Annotated in this window: 19 protein-coding genes and 1 tRNA gene; 10 read left to right on the top strand and 10 right to left on the bottom strand. The window is 61.3% G+C overall.

Annotated features, from left to right (window positions below):
• Positions 1 to 181 precede the first annotated feature (181 nt).
• Together FJ248_02335 and FJ248_02330 are read right to left on the bottom strand one after the other, a co-directional pair.
• Positions 182 to 1,381 (bottom strand): class I SAM-dependent methyltransferase, encoded by a 1,200-nt coding sequence (locus tag FJ248_02335; GenBank protein MBM4119725.1) that lies wholly within the window; start codon positions 1,379 to 1,381, stop codon positions 182 to 184.
• Positions 1,382 to 1,488: 107 nt separating this feature from the next.
• Complete coding sequence (locus FJ248_02330) at positions 1,489 to 2,862, bottom strand: glutamate-5-semialdehyde dehydrogenase (protein MBM4119724.1); 1,374 nt, start codon at positions 2,860 to 2,862, stop codon at positions 1,489 to 1,491.
• Positions 2,863 to 3,061: 199 nt separating this feature from the next.
• Between FJ248_02330 and FJ248_02325 the strand changes: the two genes are divergently transcribed.
• The 7 genes from FJ248_02325 (at position 3,062) to FJ248_02295 (ending at position 8,440) form a co-directional block, all read left to right on the top strand.
• The gene (locus tag FJ248_02325) at positions 3,062 to 4,300 is read left to right on the top strand and encodes a hypothetical protein (GenBank protein MBM4119723.1); all 1,239 of its coding nucleotides are present in this window, start codon (positions 3,062 to 3,064) and stop codon (positions 4,298 to 4,300) included.
• Positions 4,301 to 4,322: 22 nt separating this feature from the next.
• Positions 4,323 to 5,351: a low-specificity L-threonine aldolase gene (gene ltaE / locus FJ248_02320; GenBank protein ID MBM4119722.1), complete on the top strand. Its 1,029-nt coding sequence runs from the start codon at positions 4,323 to 4,325 to the stop codon at positions 5,349 to 5,351.
• A 26-nt stretch (positions 5,352 to 5,377) separates the two neighbouring features.
• Positions 5,378 to 5,602 carry a hypothetical protein gene (locus FJ248_02315; GenBank protein ID MBM4119721.1) on the top strand — a complete coding sequence of 75 codons (225 nt, stop codon included), beginning with the start codon at positions 5,378 to 5,380 and terminating at the stop codon, positions 5,600 to 5,602.
• Positions 5,599 to 6,387 (top strand): hypothetical protein, encoded by a 789-nt coding sequence (locus FJ248_02310; protein ID MBM4119720.1) that lies wholly within the window; start codon positions 5,599 to 5,601, stop codon positions 6,385 to 6,387. Before FJ248_02315 ends, FJ248_02310 begins: the two co-directional genes overlap by 4 nt.
• Before the next feature lie 4 nt (positions 6,388 to 6,391).
• Positions 6,392 to 6,976 (top strand): hypothetical protein, encoded by a 585-nt coding sequence (locus FJ248_02305; GenBank protein MBM4119719.1) that lies wholly within the window; start codon positions 6,392 to 6,394, stop codon positions 6,974 to 6,976.
• Between the two features lie 220 nt (positions 6,977 to 7,196).
• A complete protein-coding gene (locus tag FJ248_02300; protein ID MBM4119718.1) occupies positions 7,197 to 8,012 on the top strand; it encodes a dienelactone hydrolase family protein in 816 nt (271 codons plus the stop codon).
• 32 nt (positions 8,013 to 8,044) lie between these two features.
• Positions 8,045 to 8,440 carry a hypothetical protein gene (locus tag FJ248_02295; GenBank protein MBM4119717.1) on the top strand — a complete coding sequence of 132 codons (396 nt, stop codon included), beginning with the start codon at positions 8,045 to 8,047 and terminating at the stop codon, positions 8,438 to 8,440.
• A gap of 63 nt (positions 8,441 to 8,503) precedes the next feature.
• On the opposite strand, the gene FJ248_02290 is transcribed toward FJ248_02295, so the two are convergent.
• The 3 genes from FJ248_02290 to FJ248_02280 all read right to left on the bottom strand — a co-directional run bounded on the left by FJ248_02290 (position 8,504) and on the right by FJ248_02280 (position 9,354).
• The gene (locus FJ248_02290) at positions 8,504 to 8,887 is read right to left on the bottom strand and encodes a DUF423 domain-containing protein (GenBank protein ID MBM4119716.1); all 384 of its coding nucleotides are present in this window, start codon (positions 8,885 to 8,887) and stop codon (positions 8,504 to 8,506) included.
• A gap of 2 nt (positions 8,888 to 8,889) precedes the next feature.
• Positions 8,890 to 9,111: a DUF2934 domain-containing protein gene (locus tag FJ248_02285; GenBank protein ID MBM4119715.1), complete on the bottom strand. Its 222-nt coding sequence runs from the start codon at positions 9,109 to 9,111 to the stop codon at positions 8,890 to 8,892.
• Positions 9,112 to 9,265: 154 nt separating this feature from the next.
• Positions 9,266 to 9,354: transfer RNA gene (locus FJ248_02280), tRNA-Leu, on the bottom strand.
• Positions 9,355 to 10,024: 670 nt separating this feature from the next.
• Here FJ248_02280 and FJ248_02275 point away from each other — a divergent pair.
• A complete protein-coding gene (locus FJ248_02275) occupies positions 10,025 to 10,816 on the top strand; it encodes a prolipoprotein diacylglyceryl transferase (GenBank protein MBM4119714.1) in 792 nt (263 codons plus the stop codon).
• A gap of 79 nt (positions 10,817 to 10,895) precedes the next feature.
• Here the strand turns inward: FJ248_02275 and FJ248_02270 are convergent, their stop codons facing one another.
• The 5 genes from FJ248_02270 to FJ248_02250 all read right to left on the bottom strand — a co-directional run bounded on the left by FJ248_02270 (position 10,896) and on the right by FJ248_02250 (position 18,923).
• On the bottom strand, positions 10,896 to 11,288 hold the full coding sequence (locus FJ248_02270) for a metallopeptidase family protein (GenBank protein ID MBM4119713.1): 393 nt from the start codon (positions 11,286 to 11,288) through the stop codon (positions 10,896 to 10,898).
• 2 nt (positions 11,289 to 11,290) lie between these two features.
• Positions 11,291 to 11,716 (bottom strand): tetratricopeptide repeat protein, encoded by a 426-nt coding sequence (locus FJ248_02265; GenBank protein ID MBM4119712.1) that lies wholly within the window; start codon positions 11,714 to 11,716, stop codon positions 11,291 to 11,293.
• An 18-nt stretch (positions 11,717 to 11,734) separates the two neighbouring features.
• Positions 11,735 to 15,325 (bottom strand): hypothetical protein, encoded by a 3,591-nt coding sequence (locus FJ248_02260; GenBank protein MBM4119711.1) that lies wholly within the window; start codon positions 15,323 to 15,325, stop codon positions 11,735 to 11,737.
• Positions 15,187 to 18,393: a hypothetical protein gene (locus FJ248_02255; GenBank protein MBM4119710.1), complete on the bottom strand. Its 3,207-nt coding sequence runs from the start codon at positions 18,391 to 18,393 to the stop codon at positions 15,187 to 15,189. The genes FJ248_02260 and FJ248_02255 overlap by 139 nt, the downstream gene beginning before the upstream one ends.
• Before the next feature lie 260 nt (positions 18,394 to 18,653).
• The gene (locus FJ248_02250; protein ID MBM4119709.1) at positions 18,654 to 18,923 is read right to left on the bottom strand and encodes a thioredoxin family protein; all 270 of its coding nucleotides are present in this window, start codon (positions 18,921 to 18,923) and stop codon (positions 18,654 to 18,656) included.
• A gap of 199 nt (positions 18,924 to 19,122) precedes the next feature.
• Between FJ248_02250 and FJ248_02245 the strand changes: the two genes are divergently transcribed.
• Both FJ248_02245 and def read left to right on the top strand, forming a co-directional pair.
• A complete protein-coding gene (locus FJ248_02245) occupies positions 19,123 to 19,839 on the top strand; it encodes an ACT domain-containing protein (protein ID MBM4119708.1) in 717 nt (238 codons plus the stop codon).
• The gene (gene def / locus FJ248_02240) at positions 19,839 to 20,345 is read left to right on the top strand and encodes a peptide deformylase (GenBank protein MBM4119707.1); all 507 of its coding nucleotides are present in this window, start codon (positions 19,839 to 19,841) and stop codon (positions 20,343 to 20,345) included. The genes FJ248_02245 and def overlap by 1 nt, the downstream gene beginning before the upstream one ends.
• The last annotated feature ends 2 nt before the right edge of the window (positions 20,346 to 20,347 follow it).

Here is a 20,347-nt window from a genome sequence, read left to right as displayed (position 1 = left end):
CACGGCGGAATTTACAACTGCCCGTTAGAACAAGGGAATTACTTACTTTGGCGAGGCCTCGATCCCCTGCTCCACTTTGTTGCCAGCATTCGGTTCGATTTGATCGGCGACCGCGAAAACGTCCTCCGCTCGTAATTCTGGTTGCAAAGACAGAGGGAACAAATCTTGCGCCGCCACAAGATCAAGTGTGCGGAGCGGCGTCCATACTCTGTACGACTTCATCGTAATACTGCGCGAGCATGGGCTGCCGCGAACGGTCCACAATGACGAGTTGGCGCTGATCGAAGGTATTGGCACAATAGAGATAGTTCAGGTCATTCGACTCACCTAATTCCACGTGCATCTGCCGCCCCCCAGCCTGCGCGCCTGTCTGCTCCTTGAGGATACGGCGATTCGACAAACGTTCCCAGGCCTGCTGTGCTGAGGCCGTGTGATTTTCATAGAGCGGCTCATCATCCCGCGCCGTCTGGCCTTTGAGTGCAGCCGGATCAAATGGCGGCTGGTCGTCGAACTCCGGTGACTCGTCCCAAGCGACAGTCGATGCACCACGGCCCAGCACATAAAGCGGACCGTCGTCCGTGACTTCTTCGATCACCGCGTACTGAATCGACAGTGGCGTCTCCTGCATCATGAACCCTCTCGCGGCCAGCGCCCGCTGAAATGGCACACGCCGGGCCAGATGCCGCGTTTTCTCGCAGGCGATCAGGCGGCCGCCCTCCGCGAGCGCCGCCGCGAGACGGTCCAACCGATTGCCGAGGCCGGTGCGCCGCTCGATGTCGGCTTGTACCCCTGCATCCGTGGACCGCTCGAAGATCCGCCAGCTTGCGCTCGGCACACCGGGGTCCTGCTCGTTCTGCAAAAGCGCCTGCGTGGAAATTACCAGATCAAAAGGTCCGGGCGGTATCATCTGGTCCATATCCAGACATTCGAACCGAATATTGGAGAGACCGAGCGCTTTCGTTTTTTCCATCGCAACTGCAATGGAAACCGGCGACCGATCTACGCCGGTGAACACACAATTGGGGAACTGCCGGGCATACCACGCCGTTAGTACGCCGATCCCACAGGCAGCATCCAGTGCGGAGCGGGCCTCCCCAATCCGTTCGGCTACGGCGGTGCCGATGGTCGCATAATAGTCGTAGCGCTGACTGTAGAGAACCGGCAGGATGTGCGGTTGCGAAGCGTAATCGTAGAACGCGGTCTCAGCGGCAGGATCGGCGCCGCCGCCCCGCTGCCCAGAGAGACGAAGTAGTGTCGTGAGTTCGTCCTGTTTCAGCGTCTCGCGCTGCCAGCGGTCGTAATCCGCGTCGGTCTCAAACCAGCGCAAGCCCCACTCTTTCAAATGACTGTGAATGGCGGGATTGACCTTCGTGGCGGGCAAATGAGAACCCTCACGTCACTGAATGCTCAAGTTCCACTGTTCAATGCACAATCCAGGAATAGCCGGAAGAAATCACTTAGCGATAATTGAACAGTGCGAATTGAAACTTACGCTAAGCCCTTCCGGAGCATGATCGCGTCTTCGTAGGTGTCCGGTACCGGATGCGGCTGGCGCAACTGGCCCGTGCCGAGGACGACGTACTTTTCGCAGGTGAGCTCGTTGAGGCCGATAGGGCCGCGCGCATGGACGCGCCCCGTGGCGATGCCCATCTGCCCGCCAAAGCCAAACTCCTCCCCGTCGTGGTGGCGCGTGGAGGCATTGATCAGTACCGCCGCCGCATCCACCTCGCGCGCGAAGCGCATGGCCGTTGCGTAGTCGCGTGTGGCGATGCTGCATGTATGGGCGGGCCCGTAGCGCGCAATATGTGCGAGTGCCTCGTCCACGTCTGCCACCATCTTCACTGCCAGCGCCTTGGCCTGGAACTGTTTGCTCCAATGCTCCTCCGTCACCGGCTCCACCGACTTGTGGCCAGTCATAGCCTGCGAGCCGATCAGGGCAACGGTCTTGGGACAGCCGTGGATGTCCACTTTGAATTCTTCGATCAGGCGTCGAATCAATGCGGGGAGCAGCGGCCGCGCGGTTGTTTGCTGCACGAGTAGCGTATCCACGGAGTTCGAGGCCAAGGGCTGCTGCAACTTGGCGTTGATCACCAGATTCTGCGCGAGCGGCAGATCCACGTCCACATCCACGTAGACGGTGCTGACACCGCCTTCGTGGCAGAGCACCGGCACGCGTACCTGGTCGAGTGCCGTCTTGCGCAGACCAGGGCCGCCGCGCGGAATGAAGGCATCGAGCAGCGTGTGCAGCCGCATCAGCTCCAGCGCCCCTTCCTTTTCCGTCCGCTCAACAAAGGTCAGCGCGCCCGCCGGGACGCCGGCGCCCTCTGCCGCATCGCGCAGGGCATGCACAATCGCCATGTTCGTGCGGATCCATTCGGGTGCGCTGCGGAACATGCACACGTTACCGGATTTGAGGCACAAGGCGAAGGCTTCGACCATGACCTTGGGGTCTAACTCAGATACGATGCCGATCACGCCGATCGGCACCCGCACCCGGCTGACTTCCATCCCGTTTGGCCGCTGCCACATGCGGGTGACTTCACCGACCGGATCGGGCAGGTCCGCCACGCGGCGCAACCCCTCAACCATCTCCTTGATCGAATCGGAGGACAGCCGCAGCCGGTCCACCGCTTCACGCACCAGATCCTTACGCATATCGCCGGCCTGGAGTGCCTTGCCGACTGTTTCCGTGTCTTCCCGATTAGCGTCGAGGATGGCTTCCTCGGCGGCGGCCAGTTTGTCGGCCATGGCCCGTAGCGCCTTGTCTTTGACTGGGGCCGTCAGCAGGGCCATTGGCCTGACAGCTTCCCTCGCCTTTTTCGCAATGTTGTGTATATATATCTTAACCGGTACTTCAACCATAATTTTGCTCCGGGAATGTCTCAAGGCCTCTAAAGTCGTAAGGTCCGTTGTTCTTTGACTTTATGACTTTCAGACTTGAAGACTTTCAAGCACGTGTTGTGTCGCGCCGGACTATAGCACCCGTTTCCTAAGCGAGTCAAAAGCCCATTGCCCATGAGCGGCTTGTTCATTTGCACGGACTTCCCTTAGAATGCGCCGGATGACACCGCAGGAAGCCCGAACCCACTACAACTACCTCCTCACCCTTTGTATCCGGAAGGAAGAGGCCTTCGGCCCGCTGGCCCTTGCCTTCAGCAAGGAAGAGGACCTGGACAAGCTGGGCCTGCTGCCGGAGGAGCAGTTCAACCTCTACATGGCCATCGCAGGCGCCTTCGCGGCAGAGCCAAAGCGCTACACACAGAAACTCGAGTGCCTGCAGAAGGCGCAAACACTACTGTCCAACACCCCCCCCCTCCTCACGCATCCGGAGATCGCCCAACTCCTAGCGCAGGACATCCGGAAGACCTCGGCGGAGCTGGTTTTGTACAACGAGGCCATCAAGGTGCCGCGAACGGTCGCGCTGGACAAGCAGCGGATCATCGTGGAAACAGACCTCCCCGACTACTTTCTCAGCATCGCGCAACGGCGGGCCGGCGAGTACTACCAGAACAAGTTCAGGATCCCCAAGGAGGCCAAGCTGGCGCAGCACTTCGGCGCGATCCCGAAAAACTTCGAGCCAGACAATTCGACCTTGCACAAGGAGTTCGAGGGCGCCTGCGCACCGTTCATGGCCGCGCGCACGAACGCCTTTCACATGATGCTGCCCTTTGATCTCAAGATCAGCCGGAAGCCGGACGATCCACTGGACGCAGGCGTGCGCATCTTCTACGCAAAACCGGGCTACTCCTTTCCCCTCCGGTACGAGATGGGGAAGCTGTGCAGCTACCACGACGGGACGGCCCAGGACATCGCACTGGACGATCCCCACTTACGATTCATCTCTTTTTCACCTGTGAAAGAACGGGAGCTCCGGCTCCCGCTGGCCGCGGGACCGGACGACCCGCCGCCCGAGATCGCTCTGCCCCTGGGCTTCCTAGAGCATACGGGCTCCCTGGGCACCTACCTGCAAGTCAGCTGCAAGTTTAAGGTCTGGTTTGATGCCGCTGCGGTGTCGGTCCTGATCCAGGGGGCGCCGGACTTGAATGAGTACGGGCTGCAGGGCGGCGCGGGCCTGATGACCAGGACCTACGCCTCGGACAAAACGCAGGCCTACGTGGAGAACTTCAGCAAGCCCTGGCAGGAGGGGCTCAGCTACAATTACGTGAACCTACACCTGCAGCTCCTGCCGGCGACGGACACCGCGTTCATCCCGTTCAATACCCCGATCTTCACGATCTATCCGGTCCTGAATCGGCAGTGCGTCAAGTTCGAGAGCCGGACCGCCATGGATAACCCCTGAGCCGATCCGCCGGATACGTCCTATGATCGATCTGCGCAGCGATACCGTCACAAAGCCCTCGCAAGCTATGCGGCAGGCTATGGCCATAGCCGAGGTGGGCGACGACGTCTACGGGGAGGACCCGACGGTCAACCGCTTACAGGAAGTGGGTGCGGCCCTCGTTGGCAAGGCGGTTGCGCTGTTCGTGCCCTCAGGCACGATGGCCAACCAGCTCGCCCTGCGGGCGCAGACCCAGCCCGGCCAGGAAGTGATCGTCGACAGCCAGGCCCACATGGTGCGCTACGAGCAGGGCGCGGGCGGCGCGCTGGCCGGCGTGCAGTTCCACTGGGTGGCGGGGACGCGAGGCATCCTGGCCCCCGAGCAGGTCGAGGCAGCGATCCGCCCCAAAGACGCCCACACGATCCAGACAGCGCTCATCTGTCTCGAAAACACTCACAACAGCGGCGGCGGCGCGGTCTACCCGCTCGTGACCGTCGAGCGCATTGGCGCTATCGCTCGGCAGCGCGGCCTCCCCCTACACATGGACGGGGCGCGGCTCTTTAACGCCGTCGTGGCCACGGGCACGTCGACCACGGAATATGCCAAGCATTGCACGACCGTTTCGTTCTGCCTGTCGAAGGGCCTGGGCGCGCCGGCGGGCTCACTGCTGGCCACGAACGATCGCGACATGATCGACCGGCTGCGCCGCTTCCGCCGAATGTATGGCGGCAGCATGCGGCAGGCCGGCATCCTGGCCGCTGCCGGCCTCTATGCGCTGGAGCACAATATCAGTCGACTCAAGGATGACCACGACAACGCAAAGCGGCTGGCGACGCTGCTCGCGCAGATTCCGACCGTCACGATTGACGTCAAAACCGTCCAAACGAACATAGTGTTCTTCGACGTGGCCACCAGCCACACACCCGCGGAACTCGTCGCCGCGCTGAAAGCCGAAGGTATCGCGGTCAATGCGGTGGGCGGCCGCACCTATCGCGCTGTCACGCACCTCGATCTATCCGCAGACGACATCGAGAAAGCTGGAGGAATTTTTGCCCGCGTCTTGTCACGGTAGCGGCAAACACGGTACAACGTGTCATCATGTTGCAGGCCGTCTCGTTCAAACAGATTAGCCAAATTCTCGAACTGACAGATCAGTTAGGGTTGAACCGCGAGCGGGTGGAGATTCCCCTCACGCCTGAGGTTCCCGGTGTCGTGCGCACGCTGCCGAACGGCAAACTGGAAATCGTCGTGGACGCCGCCGCACCGTTTGACCAATGGCTGACAACGTTGGACAGCCAGATCAAGAAGGCGACCGGATTATGAGTGACGTGTCTGATCCGGAGGCGCTTCCCTCCCGTGACGAACTCAACGCGGAACTCCTGCCGGTGCCGGAACCACCGGAGTTGCCACCGACGCCGGAACCACCCGGCACCGACAAGATCATCGCGCATGGGCTGAGCTACGTGAAAGGCAAACGTGGCGGCGATCTGGCGGCCGTGCTGCTCGTGGGCTCCGCGGCGCGGCGCGCGCTTACCGCTCACAGCGATTTGAACTTCATCGTGCTGGTCAAGGGGCACGACGAGGGCCGCGAAGTCTTCCGCATCGCCGACCGGCTCGTCGACATCCAGTACTGGAGCGCCCAAGCCGTCAAGGAGGACCTGCCGCACTCCCCGCGCCTGGCGCCGCTCTTCCGCAAGGCCCGCGTCTTGTTTGAGCACGAAGCGCTTGGCACCAAGCTGGCAGATAAGGCGCAGCAGCGGTTCCGCCTCGGCCCGCCGCAGTCCGGCATGGCCGAGCAGATCCGCCTCAAGGCTGACTGCCAGCACCTACTCGGGAAGGCGGAGGATTTAGCTGCACAACCGGCTACGTCAGCCTACATTCTGTCGCTCTTCTTCGAGGAATTGCTGCAGGCCTTCTTCAGAGTACGCGGTCTCTGGATCACCGCGCCAGTGGATCTCCCACGATTCGCCGCGTCGCGCGATGCTGCGTTCGGCGATTTGGCGGATCGGTTCCTGACTTCTCCAACACTGCCGGCTCGCTTCGAGGCCGGACGCCAATTACTCCAGCACGTGTTCAAGGACATTCCCAACCCTCAACGCATGGACTAAGCAGGTGGCGAAACAAACCATGGGCGTTGCGCTGCTCCTCTCTGTCGGATGCCTGCTCGCAACCCCTGTATTCTCTCAACCCGTTGCCACGCCAGGCGGCAAGCGCACGCCCTCGTCGCAGGTCGGCGCCGTGATGACCCTGCTGGCGACCTTTGAAGATGCGGGGGTCCTGCCGGCAGAGAAAAGTCCGGATGCCAACCGGATCATCAAGGCACTCATTCAATTTCAGTCCGCCCTTGTGAAAAGCGAACACCCGGCCATCCGTGCGCTGTTTCAGAAGGCCCTCACCGCTAAATTCGGTGAGGCTGCTCCGACAGTCATTGCAACCTTCCGCAGCAATGGCTGGACGTCGGAGACATTGGAAGCCGTGGTAGACTATGCCGCTGCCCGGCCGATCTGGACACACCCGGGCATCGTCGAAGGATTCCGCGCGTACAACGTAGGCCAAAGTGACTTCACCCTGCTCGCACGTATCTTCACTGAGGCCCGCGCCGTCTACGCTGGCAAAGGCCAGAGCATCCACGATGCGGCGGCGGCTCACCGGAAGGAAATGCCAGGGAAGAAACAAAAGATGCCCGATGAATTATGAAGGACCAATGGATGAGGAGAAACTGTAGAATTCGTTCACTCTCTGTTCAGCCTTCCGACTGCATCCTTCAGCCCAAAGGGGCTTAGGGCGACCCCCGCTTACAGCCTGATCAAGATCACGGTGGGCAAGCCTTTTGCGCGCAGTCGTTTGACAACCTTTTCAGGCGGTCGGTATAGTACGCCCCGCCCAGAGCTCATTCAAAGAACGCCCCATCGCCCTTATGCCTAATCGAACCACCCCCTTCTCGTTGCCACAGATCGGCACCGGCACCGCCCGTTTCCCAAGCGTAGGGGCAATCCCCACCATCACGGACAAGGCGGTCGATCCCTACTTTCTGACCCGCATGCCGAAAACGGCGCAGGTAGAGGCCATTCAATTCTGGCCCCAGACGAAAGACAGCTATCCCGGCCTTGTTGTCTTGCACGAATCCTGGGGGCTGAACGTCCAGATCAAGGAACTGACCAACCGCCTGTCCTGCGAAGGCTACACGGTGATTCTGCCGAATCTGTACACGCGCCAGGGCGGCATGGTCACTGCCAATGCTGAAATCGCCGCCACCCTGATGGGTCGCGCGAAGGAGGCGGACCTCTTGCAAGACATTAACCAATGCTGCGAATTTCTCAACACGCTCGACTACGCCAGGCGCAACGTACACGGTGCGGTCGGCTTCGGCATGGGTGGTACACTCGCGCTTAAATTCGCTGGCCAGCGCAAACGCCTACGGGGGGCGGTGTCCTTCTACGGACAACTCACGCCACCCTTCGACTTTTTGAAGGACATGCACTGTCCGCTGCTCTACCACTGGGCGGGCGCCGATGACGCCGTAACGGAGGACGTCATCGAACAGTTTCAGCAAACCGCGCAGAAACTAGGCAAGCGCGTCACGATCCACACCTATGCAGGCGCCCCGCACGCCTTCTGCAACGAAACCCGCAAGGACGCCTACCGCGCCGACGCCGCGCAGGAAGCCTGGGAACGGACGGCCGCCTTCTTCGCGGAGGCGTTTAAGGCCGATCTGCAAGCAGCGACCAAATGATTCCCCGTGCGCTCAGATTGCCTCTCGCATTCATGCTGACTTTCATACCGGCGTCTGCGGGCGCCGACGGAACGCCCCCGCCCGCCCCGCTTAACGAAGATTCGCTCAAAGGACAATCGGCTACCACCCGTCTCTGCGGCACCTGGAACTGGACCATCCATAATCACAGGAGCCACCAGGAACAGAAAACAGCTATCGTACTGCTGCCGCCCGGTGCGCAGGCGCCGCCGGAGTTTCCCCAGCCATCGCAGATGATCGTGATGGGCGATGCCGTCTATCTACGCTGGGATTTTCAGCGAGGATTTCAGGAAGACAGCCTGCTGCTGTCAGGCGAGGATCGTCGCTTGGAGGGGACGTTCAAAAACACCGCTGGCGACTGGGGCGCCATCACCGGCAAACTCGTCACGCCGTGCAGTGGGATGAAGTAAATATAAAATGATGCCGTCTGATTAATACACTGAACCCCTCGTTCCGCGTTCGAACTTCATCGTTCATTGTTGTTTCCACGCCTGCCAGGCCACAACACCCCATCCAAGTAGAAAGCAGACCCCGCCCAGCGGCGTAACCGCGCCCAGCCAACGCGCACCGAAAAGCGTCAACAGATAAAGACTGCCAGAGAACAGCACGATACCAGCGGTGAACAGCCAGCCGGCGACGTGGAAGGAGGCTGCGGGAAACTGCCGGGACGCCCATCCGACGAACAACAGCCCCAGCGCATGGTACATCTGATACCGCACGCCGGTTTCGAAGACGGCCAGCATGTTCGGTTCAAGGATGGCTTTCAGCGAATGGGAGCCGAAGGCGCCGAAGGCGACGGCCAGGAAGGCGTAGCCGGAACCGAGAAGCATGAAGAGGCGAGGCTGGCGCAAGCGCATTGTTATGTCCCCACCTGCCGGAGTTCCGCCATGACGATCTGCTCTGCTTCAAGCCAGTCGTCCAGTTCACGCCCCCCATGACCACGCCGCTCGTAGAGCTCGTAGGCTTTCAGCGCGATGCGCGCACGCATCTCGTTTGTAAGCGCGAGCGGCTTCTCCGTGGGTTTAACCTTTGAACGGGAGGAAAGAATGGGTGCGGGGTGGGATCTGGTGGTTTTTTTCATCGGTCACCCCTCAAACCCACGCATCGTGTGGGCGGCTCGCTTAGTAGCGCTCGATCAAAATTGATACGAGCGGAGAACACTCCCTCCCGGAGTTTCCCAATTAGAGCCTTGCCAGCCGAAGCCTGCTGAGATGCCGGCTGAGGCAGGCGGAGGCTGGTGCCGGAGCCCGGGATCGAACCGGGAGCCTCCTTACGGAGGGAGGGATTTTAAGTCCCTTGCGTCTGCCAGTTCCGCCACTCCGGCGAACGATGCCAGGCCAAGACGCAGGCTCAGGTCATCTGCCAGGACCAAGCTTTTTGCTCAACATCAACCGCAGCCTGAACCTGCTTCAGCCGCTTGCGACTTTACACCCGGCTTTAAAGGGGGTCAACAAGAACGCGTACGGCCAGTGCCGGAATTGGGACAGGCCGTGCATTGAGCTGAATTTTCTAAGAGAACCGCTTCGTCAGCGGTCAACCGACGATACTCCTTCACGTCTTCAGTCCGACATAGAAGACTGCCTGTCAGCACTTGTTACGCCAGCAGCTCCGTGTCGTCTTATTGGATGCGCACCACCGGATAAAATTACTGCTACTTCCGCTACCGCTGTCTCCAAACAAACGATCGCGCGAAATCTGTGCCCCGCACAGGCCGGCTAGGCCAGAGCAAAAAACCAAGAAGTTACACAGCCCCCTTCTGACTGGGCAGAGGTAAACGGCCATGTTCAGCCTTTACAACAGAGTCCCACGCGCTGTTTCAGGCAGCGGGCAGTCGTCACGCAGATATCTTTAGTGTTCAGGACTCGGTCGTCAGCTGCTGACGCTAGAGACTGCACAGTGACTGCTGAGAACGCTCCCTTTTGCATGCTTGCCAAACCAATGGCCCTCACCGTACTATGCCGCCCATTGTGATCACGCTCTCGATGTTCAACGCTATTCCCTACCCCGCTATCGATCCGGTCTTTTTCCGCCTGGGTCCACTGGCCTTCCGCTGGTACGGACTCATGTACCTACTGGGGCTGACCGCCGCCTATTTCCTCATCCGCAACCGCGCGACCGTCTCTCAGGTCGCGCTCTCCAAGGATCAGATCTACGACCTGATCGTCTACGCTGCCTTCGGTGTCTTCCTTGGTGGACGAATTGGCTACACCCTGTTTTACAATTTCAGGTTCTACGTAGAGAACCCGCTGAAGATTTTCGCCGTGTGGGAAGGCGGCATGTCATTCCACGGCGGGCTGCTGGGCGTAATCGTCGCCATCGTGTGGTTCTGCCGTCGGCGTGGGCAGCCGGTCTTTCCTATCGGTGACCTGGCCGCCCTCAGCGCACCCATCGGCCTGGGACTAGGCCGCATCGGCAACTTCATCAACGGAGAGCTCTATGGACGGGCCACGGACGTCGACTGGTGCATGGACTTTCCAGCAGGTGGTGGTCTCTGCCGTCACCCGTCACAGCTCTACGAGGCGGGTCTAGAAGGTGCGCTACTGTTCGGGGGGCTCTGGCTCATCAGTCTGCGCCGAACGCCGCCCGGCACCATCTTCTGGGCCTTCATCGCTGGCTACGGTCTGTGCCGCTTTGTGGTGGAATTCTTCCGCGAACCGGATTACCACCTGGGCTACATCCTCGGCCCCTTCAGCATGGGCCAGCTGCTGAGCGGACCAATGATTTTCTTGGGAGCGTTCATGGTGGCATGGGGCTATCAGCAGCAACCGCGAAAGTCTGAACGATGAATGATGTGCGTGGGGAAAATCATTCCCCTCCCGTTGCGCCTCCAACCTTCATCGTTCGTCATTCATACTTCATCTTTTCCTAATACGGCATCTCGTCGTCGTCCAAACCAAAATGGTGGCCGATTTCATGTGCGACCGTGTCCTGCACTTCCTGAATGACGTCCTTCTTCGTTCGGCATAGGCGCAGAATCGGCCCCCGATAAATGACGACCTGGGCTGGCAGATGGCCAGCCGGATCGAAAAACGACTCTTTGCCTTCAGCCATACCGGTGTATAGCCCAAGTAGATCGTCCTCAGACGCTAGCTCCATGTCGTCCAGCACCTTACGGGAGGGTTCCGCCTCAACGACCACGGCGATATTGTCCAGATATTGGCGATAGGCAGAAGGCAGGGACGCAACCGCCCGCTTGACCAGCCGCTCGAATTCCCTGGGCGGGATCGCAGAGGAGCGGGCCTGCTTGCGACCGGGCATGCTCAGTGATGCTGTTTCGGGTCAGAGAAAATCGACCCGGCTTTTTCTGGGATATAGAAGCTGCCGTGGCTGCGCAACGCCGGCGAGTTCCAGATATCCTTATCGCCAGGGGCCAGGTTGGCGGCTTCGATGAAATGCTTACGCGCCTCCTTGTCCTTGCGCTGCGCGTCGAAGACTAGTCCAAGATTGTAATGCGCCTGCGCCAGCATCGGCTGGGCCTTGATGGCTACTTCGAACTGTGTCCGGGCTTCGTCCCACTGGCGGTTATAGAAGAGCTTGATGCCGGCCTCGTTGGCGGCATCCGCGGCCGGCACGCTGCCCTTGGGCGCATGCAGCGCCTGCTCCAGGGTCCGACGCCCGCCTTCACCGCTAGCGCACCCGCTCACAAACACACCGAGCAGCACCAGCACGACAAGCGTTCTAATCATTGCGCATCGCTCCTCCACTTACAATGACACCGATGTTCCGTGTCGCAAAAAGATAATATCCGCCCCGACATCAGCAAGCCCCAGGCACTTCGATACGGCAGCCCGATAAACCTGCACCTGCGGCGCGTAAGTGGCAACGCGGGCTACCAGCTCGCTATCTTCTACCTGATCCGTCTTGTAATCGGCAACTCGCACGCGGCCGTCAAGCCGATAGAGCACGTCGATGACGCCTTCCATGACGGAGGGGACAGGCGATGGGTGATAGGCGATAGACGATAGGGGGAAATTAGCCTGAGCATGATCTGCCCCGTGGTCCATACCCCCCGGCCCATTGCCTTCCCACGGCATGAGGAACGGTACTTCGCGGCCGATGATCTCAGCCCGCTGCAGATCGCCGTAGACGTCGGACCCTAGAAATGTCTCGAACATCTCGCGCAGTTCGCCCATCAATTCCTCCTGGCATCCCCGCCACTTGTCCTCAAGCTGCGTACAGACCGCTTGGAGATGAGCGGCCAACTGATCTGCCGGCTGATCGAACTGCCAGCATTGCAGCACGCAATGCGCCAGAGTGCCAACGAGACGGCTCCGCTCCCCAGTCCCGGCTGAGCGAACCCCAACCGGCTGGTTTTTCTCGACGCGCAGCGAGGTGGGCGTCAGATGTACCGGCGTGGTCCGGATTGCCTCCCACGCGGCATCACGCTGCGCCCACCGCTTGGCTAGCGCCGGCCACTCAGGCGAAGCCCGCAGCCGGGTCGGCACCGCCCGCCGGCGCTTCGGCGCACGGTCCCCCGCCATGACCACCGTCTGCGCCAGTGGTACCGGACCGATCTGTACTGCGTCTAGATCGTCTGCGCCGAGCTCACCCGTGGCCGCCTCACGCAGCAGACTGAAGAACGTCCCCTTCGCCTGCTGACTAGGCCAGCCACCGGACAACACGAGCCGTTCCCGCGCGCGGGTCATGCCGACGTAGAAGAGCCGGCGCCGCTCGGCCTCTTCCCGTAGCCGGACTTTTTCGTTCACCAGCACCGCACCCGCGTTGCAGCGCCCCTCCCAGTTGAGGCCATAGACCCCCGTCGCCCAGTCATAGGCCACCAGCGGAAGTTCGCGCCCTCGCCCGGCACCATGATGGAATCCCGGCAGCACGACCACGGGAAATTCCAACCCCTTCGCCTTGTGAATTGTCAGCACACGCACCGCGTCCAACGAATCTTCTGCCAGCGCACTCTCGGCTTCATCCGGCTGCTCGTCCAACCGCGCAATCATCAACTCCACAAAAGCCGAGAGCGTGACCTGCGGCCGCGCAGCCACCTCGGCGGCCATCTGCCGGACTTTCAGTAGATTCGCCACCGCCTGCTCGCCGTGGAGTGAGGCCGCCGCCAGCTCCAGCACTGGCAGCGAGGAAAAGACCAGCTCCATCGCATCCGGCAGCGGAACCCGCGGCGCCGCCTGATGGAGCGACAACAATCTTGCATACAAATCCCGCATAGCCCCGGCGTGCGGACTGTCCCATCGAGCCAGCCGTTCGGCCTGACGATAATCGAAGGCCTCCAGTTGGTACAGCGCGTCCACTTCGCGATCCGGCAGCCCTCCGAGAGACGAGCGCAGCAGACCGGTCATGGCGATGGCGTCATGCGGATTCTCGACCACACGCAGGACGTTGATCAGATCAATGACTTCCTGCCGCTTGTAGAAATGCTTTTCCCCATCTGTAATGTACGCGATGTCGTGGCGGCGCAACGCCTCCAGATAGTCCTGTGCCTGGGTCAGCTTACGAAACAGCAACGCGACATGGCCCGGCTTGAGCGGCTCGCGTCGCCCCGATGCATCGGTCAATATTTCGTGTCCGATTAGTTTTTCCTTCAGCCATGTCGCCAGTTGTTCGGCTTCGAAGCGCGTCGCCGTCGCCGATTCCACAGCCTCGCCGTCCGTTCCAGTTTTCACAATGCGCACGTGCACGCCCGGCTCGGCCATGCGGTGTGCCCGTTGTGGCCGCACGACCAGCGGCACATTCTGCGGCTGAATGTTCTCCTGGCGGACCAATAACCGGTCGAAGAGCGGATTGACCACGTCCAGCACGTGTTTGTCACTTCGAAAATTGGTTGTCAGTTCGTAGACGAGGCCGCCCGTCGCGGTAATCTTTCGCACCACCTGCTCGAAGGCTTCGATATCAGCCCGGCGGAAAGCGTAGATCGACTGCTTGGGATCGCCGACAATGAAGAGCTTACCCGGTTCGAGTTCCACCGCCCGCCAGTCAGTCGCCGTTTGACCCGCTTGCTCAGCCAGGTAGAGGATGATCTCATACTGCACGGGGTCCGTGTCCTGAAACTCGTCCACCAGCACGACCTGATAGTCGTGCTTAAGCCGCTCGCGAATGCCTGGATGCGCGTGCAGCAGCGCGCACGCTCGCGCGAGCAGACCGTCGAAGGACACCCAGCCCTGCGCTACAAATGACGCGCGACACTGTTCGATGAAGGGGCACAGCAACGCCAGCAGGTCCTGCATCAGCGCGTGGTCGATCGCCAGCGCCTGCTGCGCAGCGCGAATCACCTGCGCCGCCTCCGCAAAATCTGCCTCGCTCCATTTGGCGGTTTTGGATCCCAGCTCGCGAGCCAACTCAGCGCGGCAGGATGCGTCGAGCGTCTCCACACCAGCCAGACCATGATCCACCAGCGCGGTACAGACGGTCTGCGCTGCGCGCAACATCGTATCGGCCTTTTGCGGCTTGCCCTGCGGCCGTCCAGCCAGCAACGCCGTGGCTCGATCGCATTTCGCCATCAACCAGTTACGCAGGGCCGGCGGCAACAGTCCCTTGCCAGTCTCCCGGCCTAGCTCGCCAAGCGGAATCAGCTCGCTTCGCAGCGCCTGCGCCATCTCGCGTAATCCGTCCACCCCCTGCTGCGCCAGCACCCGCCGCCAGCGCGCCGTGTTCGGTCCCCTGAGGACCAGTTCGCGATCCAGCCAGCAGTCCCACTGCGTGGCGAAATGCTCGTCCCACTGCGATTCGCCGTCGTCCGTCTGAAAATTCGGATCCACGCCGCTTTCCAGCGGATAAAGACGCAGCACATGCGCCGCAAAGCTGTGCAGAGTCCCGATCTGTGCCTTGTCCAGATCACGCAGCGCCGCTTTGACCCGGGTTTCGATGACTTCGCGTGACACGCCGTAACGCTCGCGCAGGTCAGCCACCGTCACCGTGCCGGGCTCGTGCGAGGGTGACTCGACCTCCAGCAACCCGCGCAGCCGTTCGCGCAGGCGGATCTTCATCTCCGTCGCCGCCTTGTTCGTGAAGGTCAGCGCGACCAGTCGCGTGATCCCGACTGCATGGGGCTCCCGCATCAGGAGATGGATCAGCCGGTTGACCAGCAATGTCGTCTTGCCCGTGCCGGCGCCCGCCACCACGACCACGTTCCGATCGAAGGTCGTCTCCGCCAAGCGGCGGACGGGCTGATCTGGAATGTCGACTTTCTCTGGCGTCACTCGTTGTCCGTGCGCTGTTCCAATGTTTCCCGCCGCACCTGCCGCAATTCCTTTGCCGCAGCTGACATGTGCGTGCGCCACCAGGTCGGCCCATGATAGCGGCGGCAGGCCACGGTAAACGCGCAATAGTCGCAATAGCCGTTGGGCAACACGAAGTACCGACCCTCCCGAATGCCGTCCGTCAGCCTCTGGAGTGTGCGGAGGATGGCATGGCCATCCGCACTGTCGGGCGCCGGCCACTCAAACGACGTCCGTTCGACCGGCGTCTGCCAGCGCGGCCCCAGAAAAATAAACTCGACGGCATGCGGCGGATCTGGCTGTCCTTCCGGCTGTAGGCGCGCGTATAGCGGCGGCTGCAGCCGATATCCGCGGACAGCTGACTGGGCCAGATTGCGATCGTCGTCCTTCATGCGTCCGCCGTGACGATATTTGTAATCCACGATTCGAAGGCGCGGGGGGGCCTCCCCCCGGTCCATCCGGTCTAGGCGTCCACGCACGCGCAGCGACGCCAGCACCGACTCACCAAGCGATGCGAGATTGCCGGACGCCTCGACTTCGAACGCTACCGGGCGGAATCCAGTCTCGCGCCATGAGGCTTCATCGGATTGCACCACCGCTGCTACGAGCGAACGGATTGCCTCTTGCGCCATTGCCCAAAGCAGCGGATAACCGCAGCCGTGCGTCACGCTATAATCGGCAAAGCTTTCAGCGGTCGCCCTTTCAATGTGTGTCTGTTTTGTAGAGTCCGCCATGGCGATGGAGGGCCAACCAGCCTCACACAGGCGCTTATAACACCGGTGCACCACGTCATGACAAAGCAATCCCCAAGCCTGTGCTGGCAGCTCGTACGACGGGCGGCTGCGCACTGGTTCCAACCGCAAGACTTGCCCGGCAAAATACTGAAACGGGCACCGCGCATAGTGTTCCAGGGGCGTTGGCGCTAATCCACGCGTCATGAGCGCGTCCCAATGACGTGCCACCCTCCCGGTCAGGCCGTCGTAAAGGCCGAGGCCGGGCACGGCACTTTCTAGTTCGTGCAGCGCCACCATGCCGTGGCGAAAGACTGCTGGAGCCCGATCCAGTGCGTCGAGCACCGGCATCGGATCGCGCCCATGCACGATCCAGCCTACGGCAAGCTCGTCGCGCGTGAGCAACGGCGCGGCGCCCAGAGGCAGGTCCAGTCGCTCGGACAGCCGGCGCGGCATCACTACCTCCGACTCCCGATCAACCTCCCCACGCAGTTCGTCCAGGTACGACGAGGGCGCCAGCGGACGCCCATCCACATCCGCGCGTTGATAGCACAGCGTCAGCCGGTCGTGTGCCGATGCCTCCAGCAGCGCAGCCAGCAACCGTTCCTCATCATGGCCGCCAAGTTTTTCATCGATCTTGTAGCCCAAGGTTTCGCTCAACACACGCCGGTGTCGGTCCCTGAGAAAGGCGTCTTCGCGAATGGCGCGCGGAAAAATCTGCTCGTTCATGCCCAGTACGAACAGCGCGCGGAACGGCAGGCCGCGCGCTGCCATCGCATCAAGCACCTGCACGCCTGCATGCGCGAAGGGCTCCAGTGGAATCGCGGCCCCTTCCATCGCCTGCGTTAACAATTCCGTCCATTCCTGCCATGTCACTACCTCGCCTAATCGGTCCAACTGACGCAGCGCGCGCAACGCGTCGGTGAGCGTCAGTCCGACCAGCTGCGAAACGTCACGTGCCTCGTCGTTGTCACTACCCTGCAAGCCGGGCACGGCCAAATGGCGCGGGATCAAGCGAATAAATGCCTCGGTCAGTTCGCCAATCGAGCCCTGCGCGGGCAAAGCGCAGCAGTCCTCCAGCAGGCGCGCAACCGCCCCGGCCAGATGGCGTACATGCACGGCGTCAATACGGATGCCGCCACCTGCGTCAAGGGCGCCATCCGTCGTAGCCTCAGATCCGCCGGTCCAGACTTCGAGTTCGCCAGCCGCCATCAGTCGCTGCCATTCGTCACGCCCGCGCGTGATACCCAGTGTCTGCGCGATGAGCGACCATAGATCGGGCCGGAAGTCGGGACCCTCCCCGCGCGGTTCCGGTCTGGCCGCGTACGGCGACGTGAGCACCTCCAGCATTGGGACGCGGTAATAGTCGGTCAGCGGCAGCCGGGCCAGTTGCAGTACCGCTTTGGCAGCCGGCTCCTCCAGCAATGGCCGTAGCGCAGTGGTCACGAATGGAATCCGATGCCCGTCGAAGGTCCGCCGCAGCGACGCGCGATAAGGCTCCAGCGTGCGAGCCACGACGCCGATCTCGTCGAGTCGGTACCCGTTAGTTTCCAGCAGCGTGAGGATCTCCACGCAGACCAGCGTCAATTCGTCCTCAGGACCGGCCGCGTGCATTACGCGAACGGTAGGGTTATGGCAGCGGTCCCGGCTCCCACGGCTGGCGCGGACAACCTGATCGGGCGATGCCGCTAGCGGCGCCAGCGACCGCTCGAAGAATTTTTTCGCGAAGGCGAAGGCTGGTCCGTCACCGGAAGGGAAATAGAGCGTCGTCTCGGCCGCACGGGCAATGGCCTCAAAGAAGGACAACTGCACCTGGGTCAGGTCGTAGAACCCGTAGTAACAGACGCGCGCCAGCCGTTTTACAAACGGCGACTCCGGCACCCAGGCCTGCACCGACGCCGCTAGGTCATCCGCCGACCCGACCTCCAACACCCGCCCCGCCTCGCGCACCGCTGCGTAAAGCGTGAAGAGCGCTCGCAGCCAGTCGGCATCTTCGGTTGCGAAGACGCCATCGCGGATGCCGCGCAAGGCATCGCTTGGCTCAACCAGTGCATCCTTCAGATCACGAATCGTAGCCCAGAACGTATGCCACCCGCCGGGCGCCAGTACTGACACATCCAGCGCTTCTGTGCCGGGCAGGCGCCGCTGCGCCACGTGCCGGAGCAGCGCGCCGAAAAACAAATCCGGCACAACCTCAGGAGACGCCTCGCCCTTAACCGCCTGCCGCTCGCCCGCCAGTTGCACCGCCAATTGATGAAAAGTCAGCACGCGCACGTCCAGCAGCGTCAGCATATGCTCAACACACAACAATTGCTTGAGCCGCCGCTTCAGCGGATCGGACGGAACGATTAGCGCGATGGGCGCACAGGAATCGGCGAACTTGAGGGAGCAGATTTCTTTGACAAGCGCGGCTTCGAGTTCGGGATGGTAGGATCCGGTGACGACCTTCAGCATTGCCGGAAGGTTAAGGTTAAGGTTGAGGCATAGCGCGAAACGTAATCAGATACCGCTTCTTTTTCACCTTTAGACTCCCCCTCACTCTACCCCGTTTCAGGCCCGAGCAGCTCTCCATTGCACGGCACGCATGCCCAGTCTCCGTCAATGAACGACATGGGGTCACCACACATGGGACACTCCGGAGGAGGACCAGACGCGACCAGCGGCAGGTCCGGTAATTCGATGTCGAGCTCGTCGTCGGGAGTCACGCACCCTCCCTACCCCGGTTGCTGTCGCTGGATCTTCAGTTGCAGGGCTTTTTCGGCACTCTGGCGGCTGGGCACACCGATAAAGGTCAGTTTGCCGTCGATAAGCGTCGCTGGCACAGCCCGGACCGAGTGGCGGTCAGCCAGTTCCTGCCCGTTCGGCGTCGTGATATCCACCTCACGATAGCTGAAGCTGTACTTGACCCGCAGCTCTTTCCACAAACTCTTGGCCGAAGGACAGGCGCCACAAGACGGCGAATACAGAAGCACAATGTTTGGCATCTTGGGGACTAGGTCGAGGTTAAGGTTGCGGCCGAGGACGGGAAAGGCCTGCTCCGAATTCGCTCAGCCTTGACCCCAGCCTCAACCTGGTTGCAACCCATCTTAGCACCGCCTGAACAGAGCCCGCAAGGTCAGAGTAACAGCGGGCGGTATTCCTCACGACTGCGAGGGAAGTGCGTAATACGTTCCCGAACTCTGGATGGGACTGTGCCCCATAGCGATCCTGGAGGGGCTGATCGGCCCGCCGGTACACAAAATTGGTTTGGGAAGGGAAGGACGAAGGGCCAGGGGTTGGTTGCTTTCGCATACTCCGCGCTTGATCCGCACTACCCATTCAGGCAAGCTGCTACCAGTACGAGAAGCCGTCATGACCCATTTTGCCATCGTGACCGCGTTCGGACAGGATCAGCCCGGCATCGTGGCGGGGCTAGCCGAAGGCCTCTTCAAGCTCAACTGTAACATCGAAGACACATCATCGGTGCAGTTGCGTGGAGAATTCACAATGATGCTGCTCGTGCGCCTACCAAACGGCATGGCGGCCGATCAATTGGCTGGGCACCTGCCGTCCCATCTGTCGTCGCTCGACCTCACCATCATGTGCCGCGACGTGCCCGCGCAGGCGGCCTTGCGTAAATCGAATACCACCACGCCGACCCATATGCTGTCGGTCTATGGCGCGGACAAGCCCGGCATCGTGGCCAAAGTGGCCCGTACCGTGGCAGACCACAAGGGCAACATCACCGTCATGAACACGCAGGTCGTCGGGGCCTCGGACAAACCGGTCTATGTCATGGTGCTGGAAATGAAACTGCCTGACAACTCATCGCCCGATGCCCTCTCGCAGGCGTTGGACAAGCTTAAACCATCCCTCGGCGTGGATCTCACCTTCCGCAAACTCGAGAGCGTAAATCTCTAGTGGCCGTTCGCCCGATCCTGCTGTATCCCGATGCTATCCTGAAGACTCCCTCGGCACCCGCCGTGCCGGGCGACCCCACGGTCGCATCGATCATTCAGGACATGCTGGACACATTGCAGGCTTCGCTCGGCGTGGCGCTGGCCGCGCCGCAGATTGGCCACGCGGTGCAGATCATCGTCGTGGATGTGTCGCGCAAGCAGGGGGAGACCGGACATGGCCGGATCGTGCTGCTCAATCCGCGCATCACGCATCAGGACGAGGAACGGATCGTGCGGGAAGGCTGCCTCAGCGTCCCGGATTTCACCGGCAATGTATTGCGCTACGGAAAAACGATCGTGGAAGGGCTCATTCCGAGCGGCACGCAGACCACAATTGAGGCCTCAGGCTTAGAAGCCCTCGCCTTCCAACACGAACTAGACCACTTGGCCGGGATCTTGTTTCTCGACCGTGTCCGCTCGATGGAAACGGATGTGTTCAGGAGAGCACACGTACGCCGTGGCGCGTGAAG

Source organism: Nitrospira sp., assembly GCA_016873435.1.
In the GTDB taxonomy this organism is placed as follows: domain Bacteria; phylum Nitrospirota; class Nitrospiria; order Nitrospirales; family Nitrospiraceae; genus VGXF01.
Note: the sequence above shows the minus strand (reverse complement) of the source record. Positions and strands in the feature narration are given on the sequence as shown.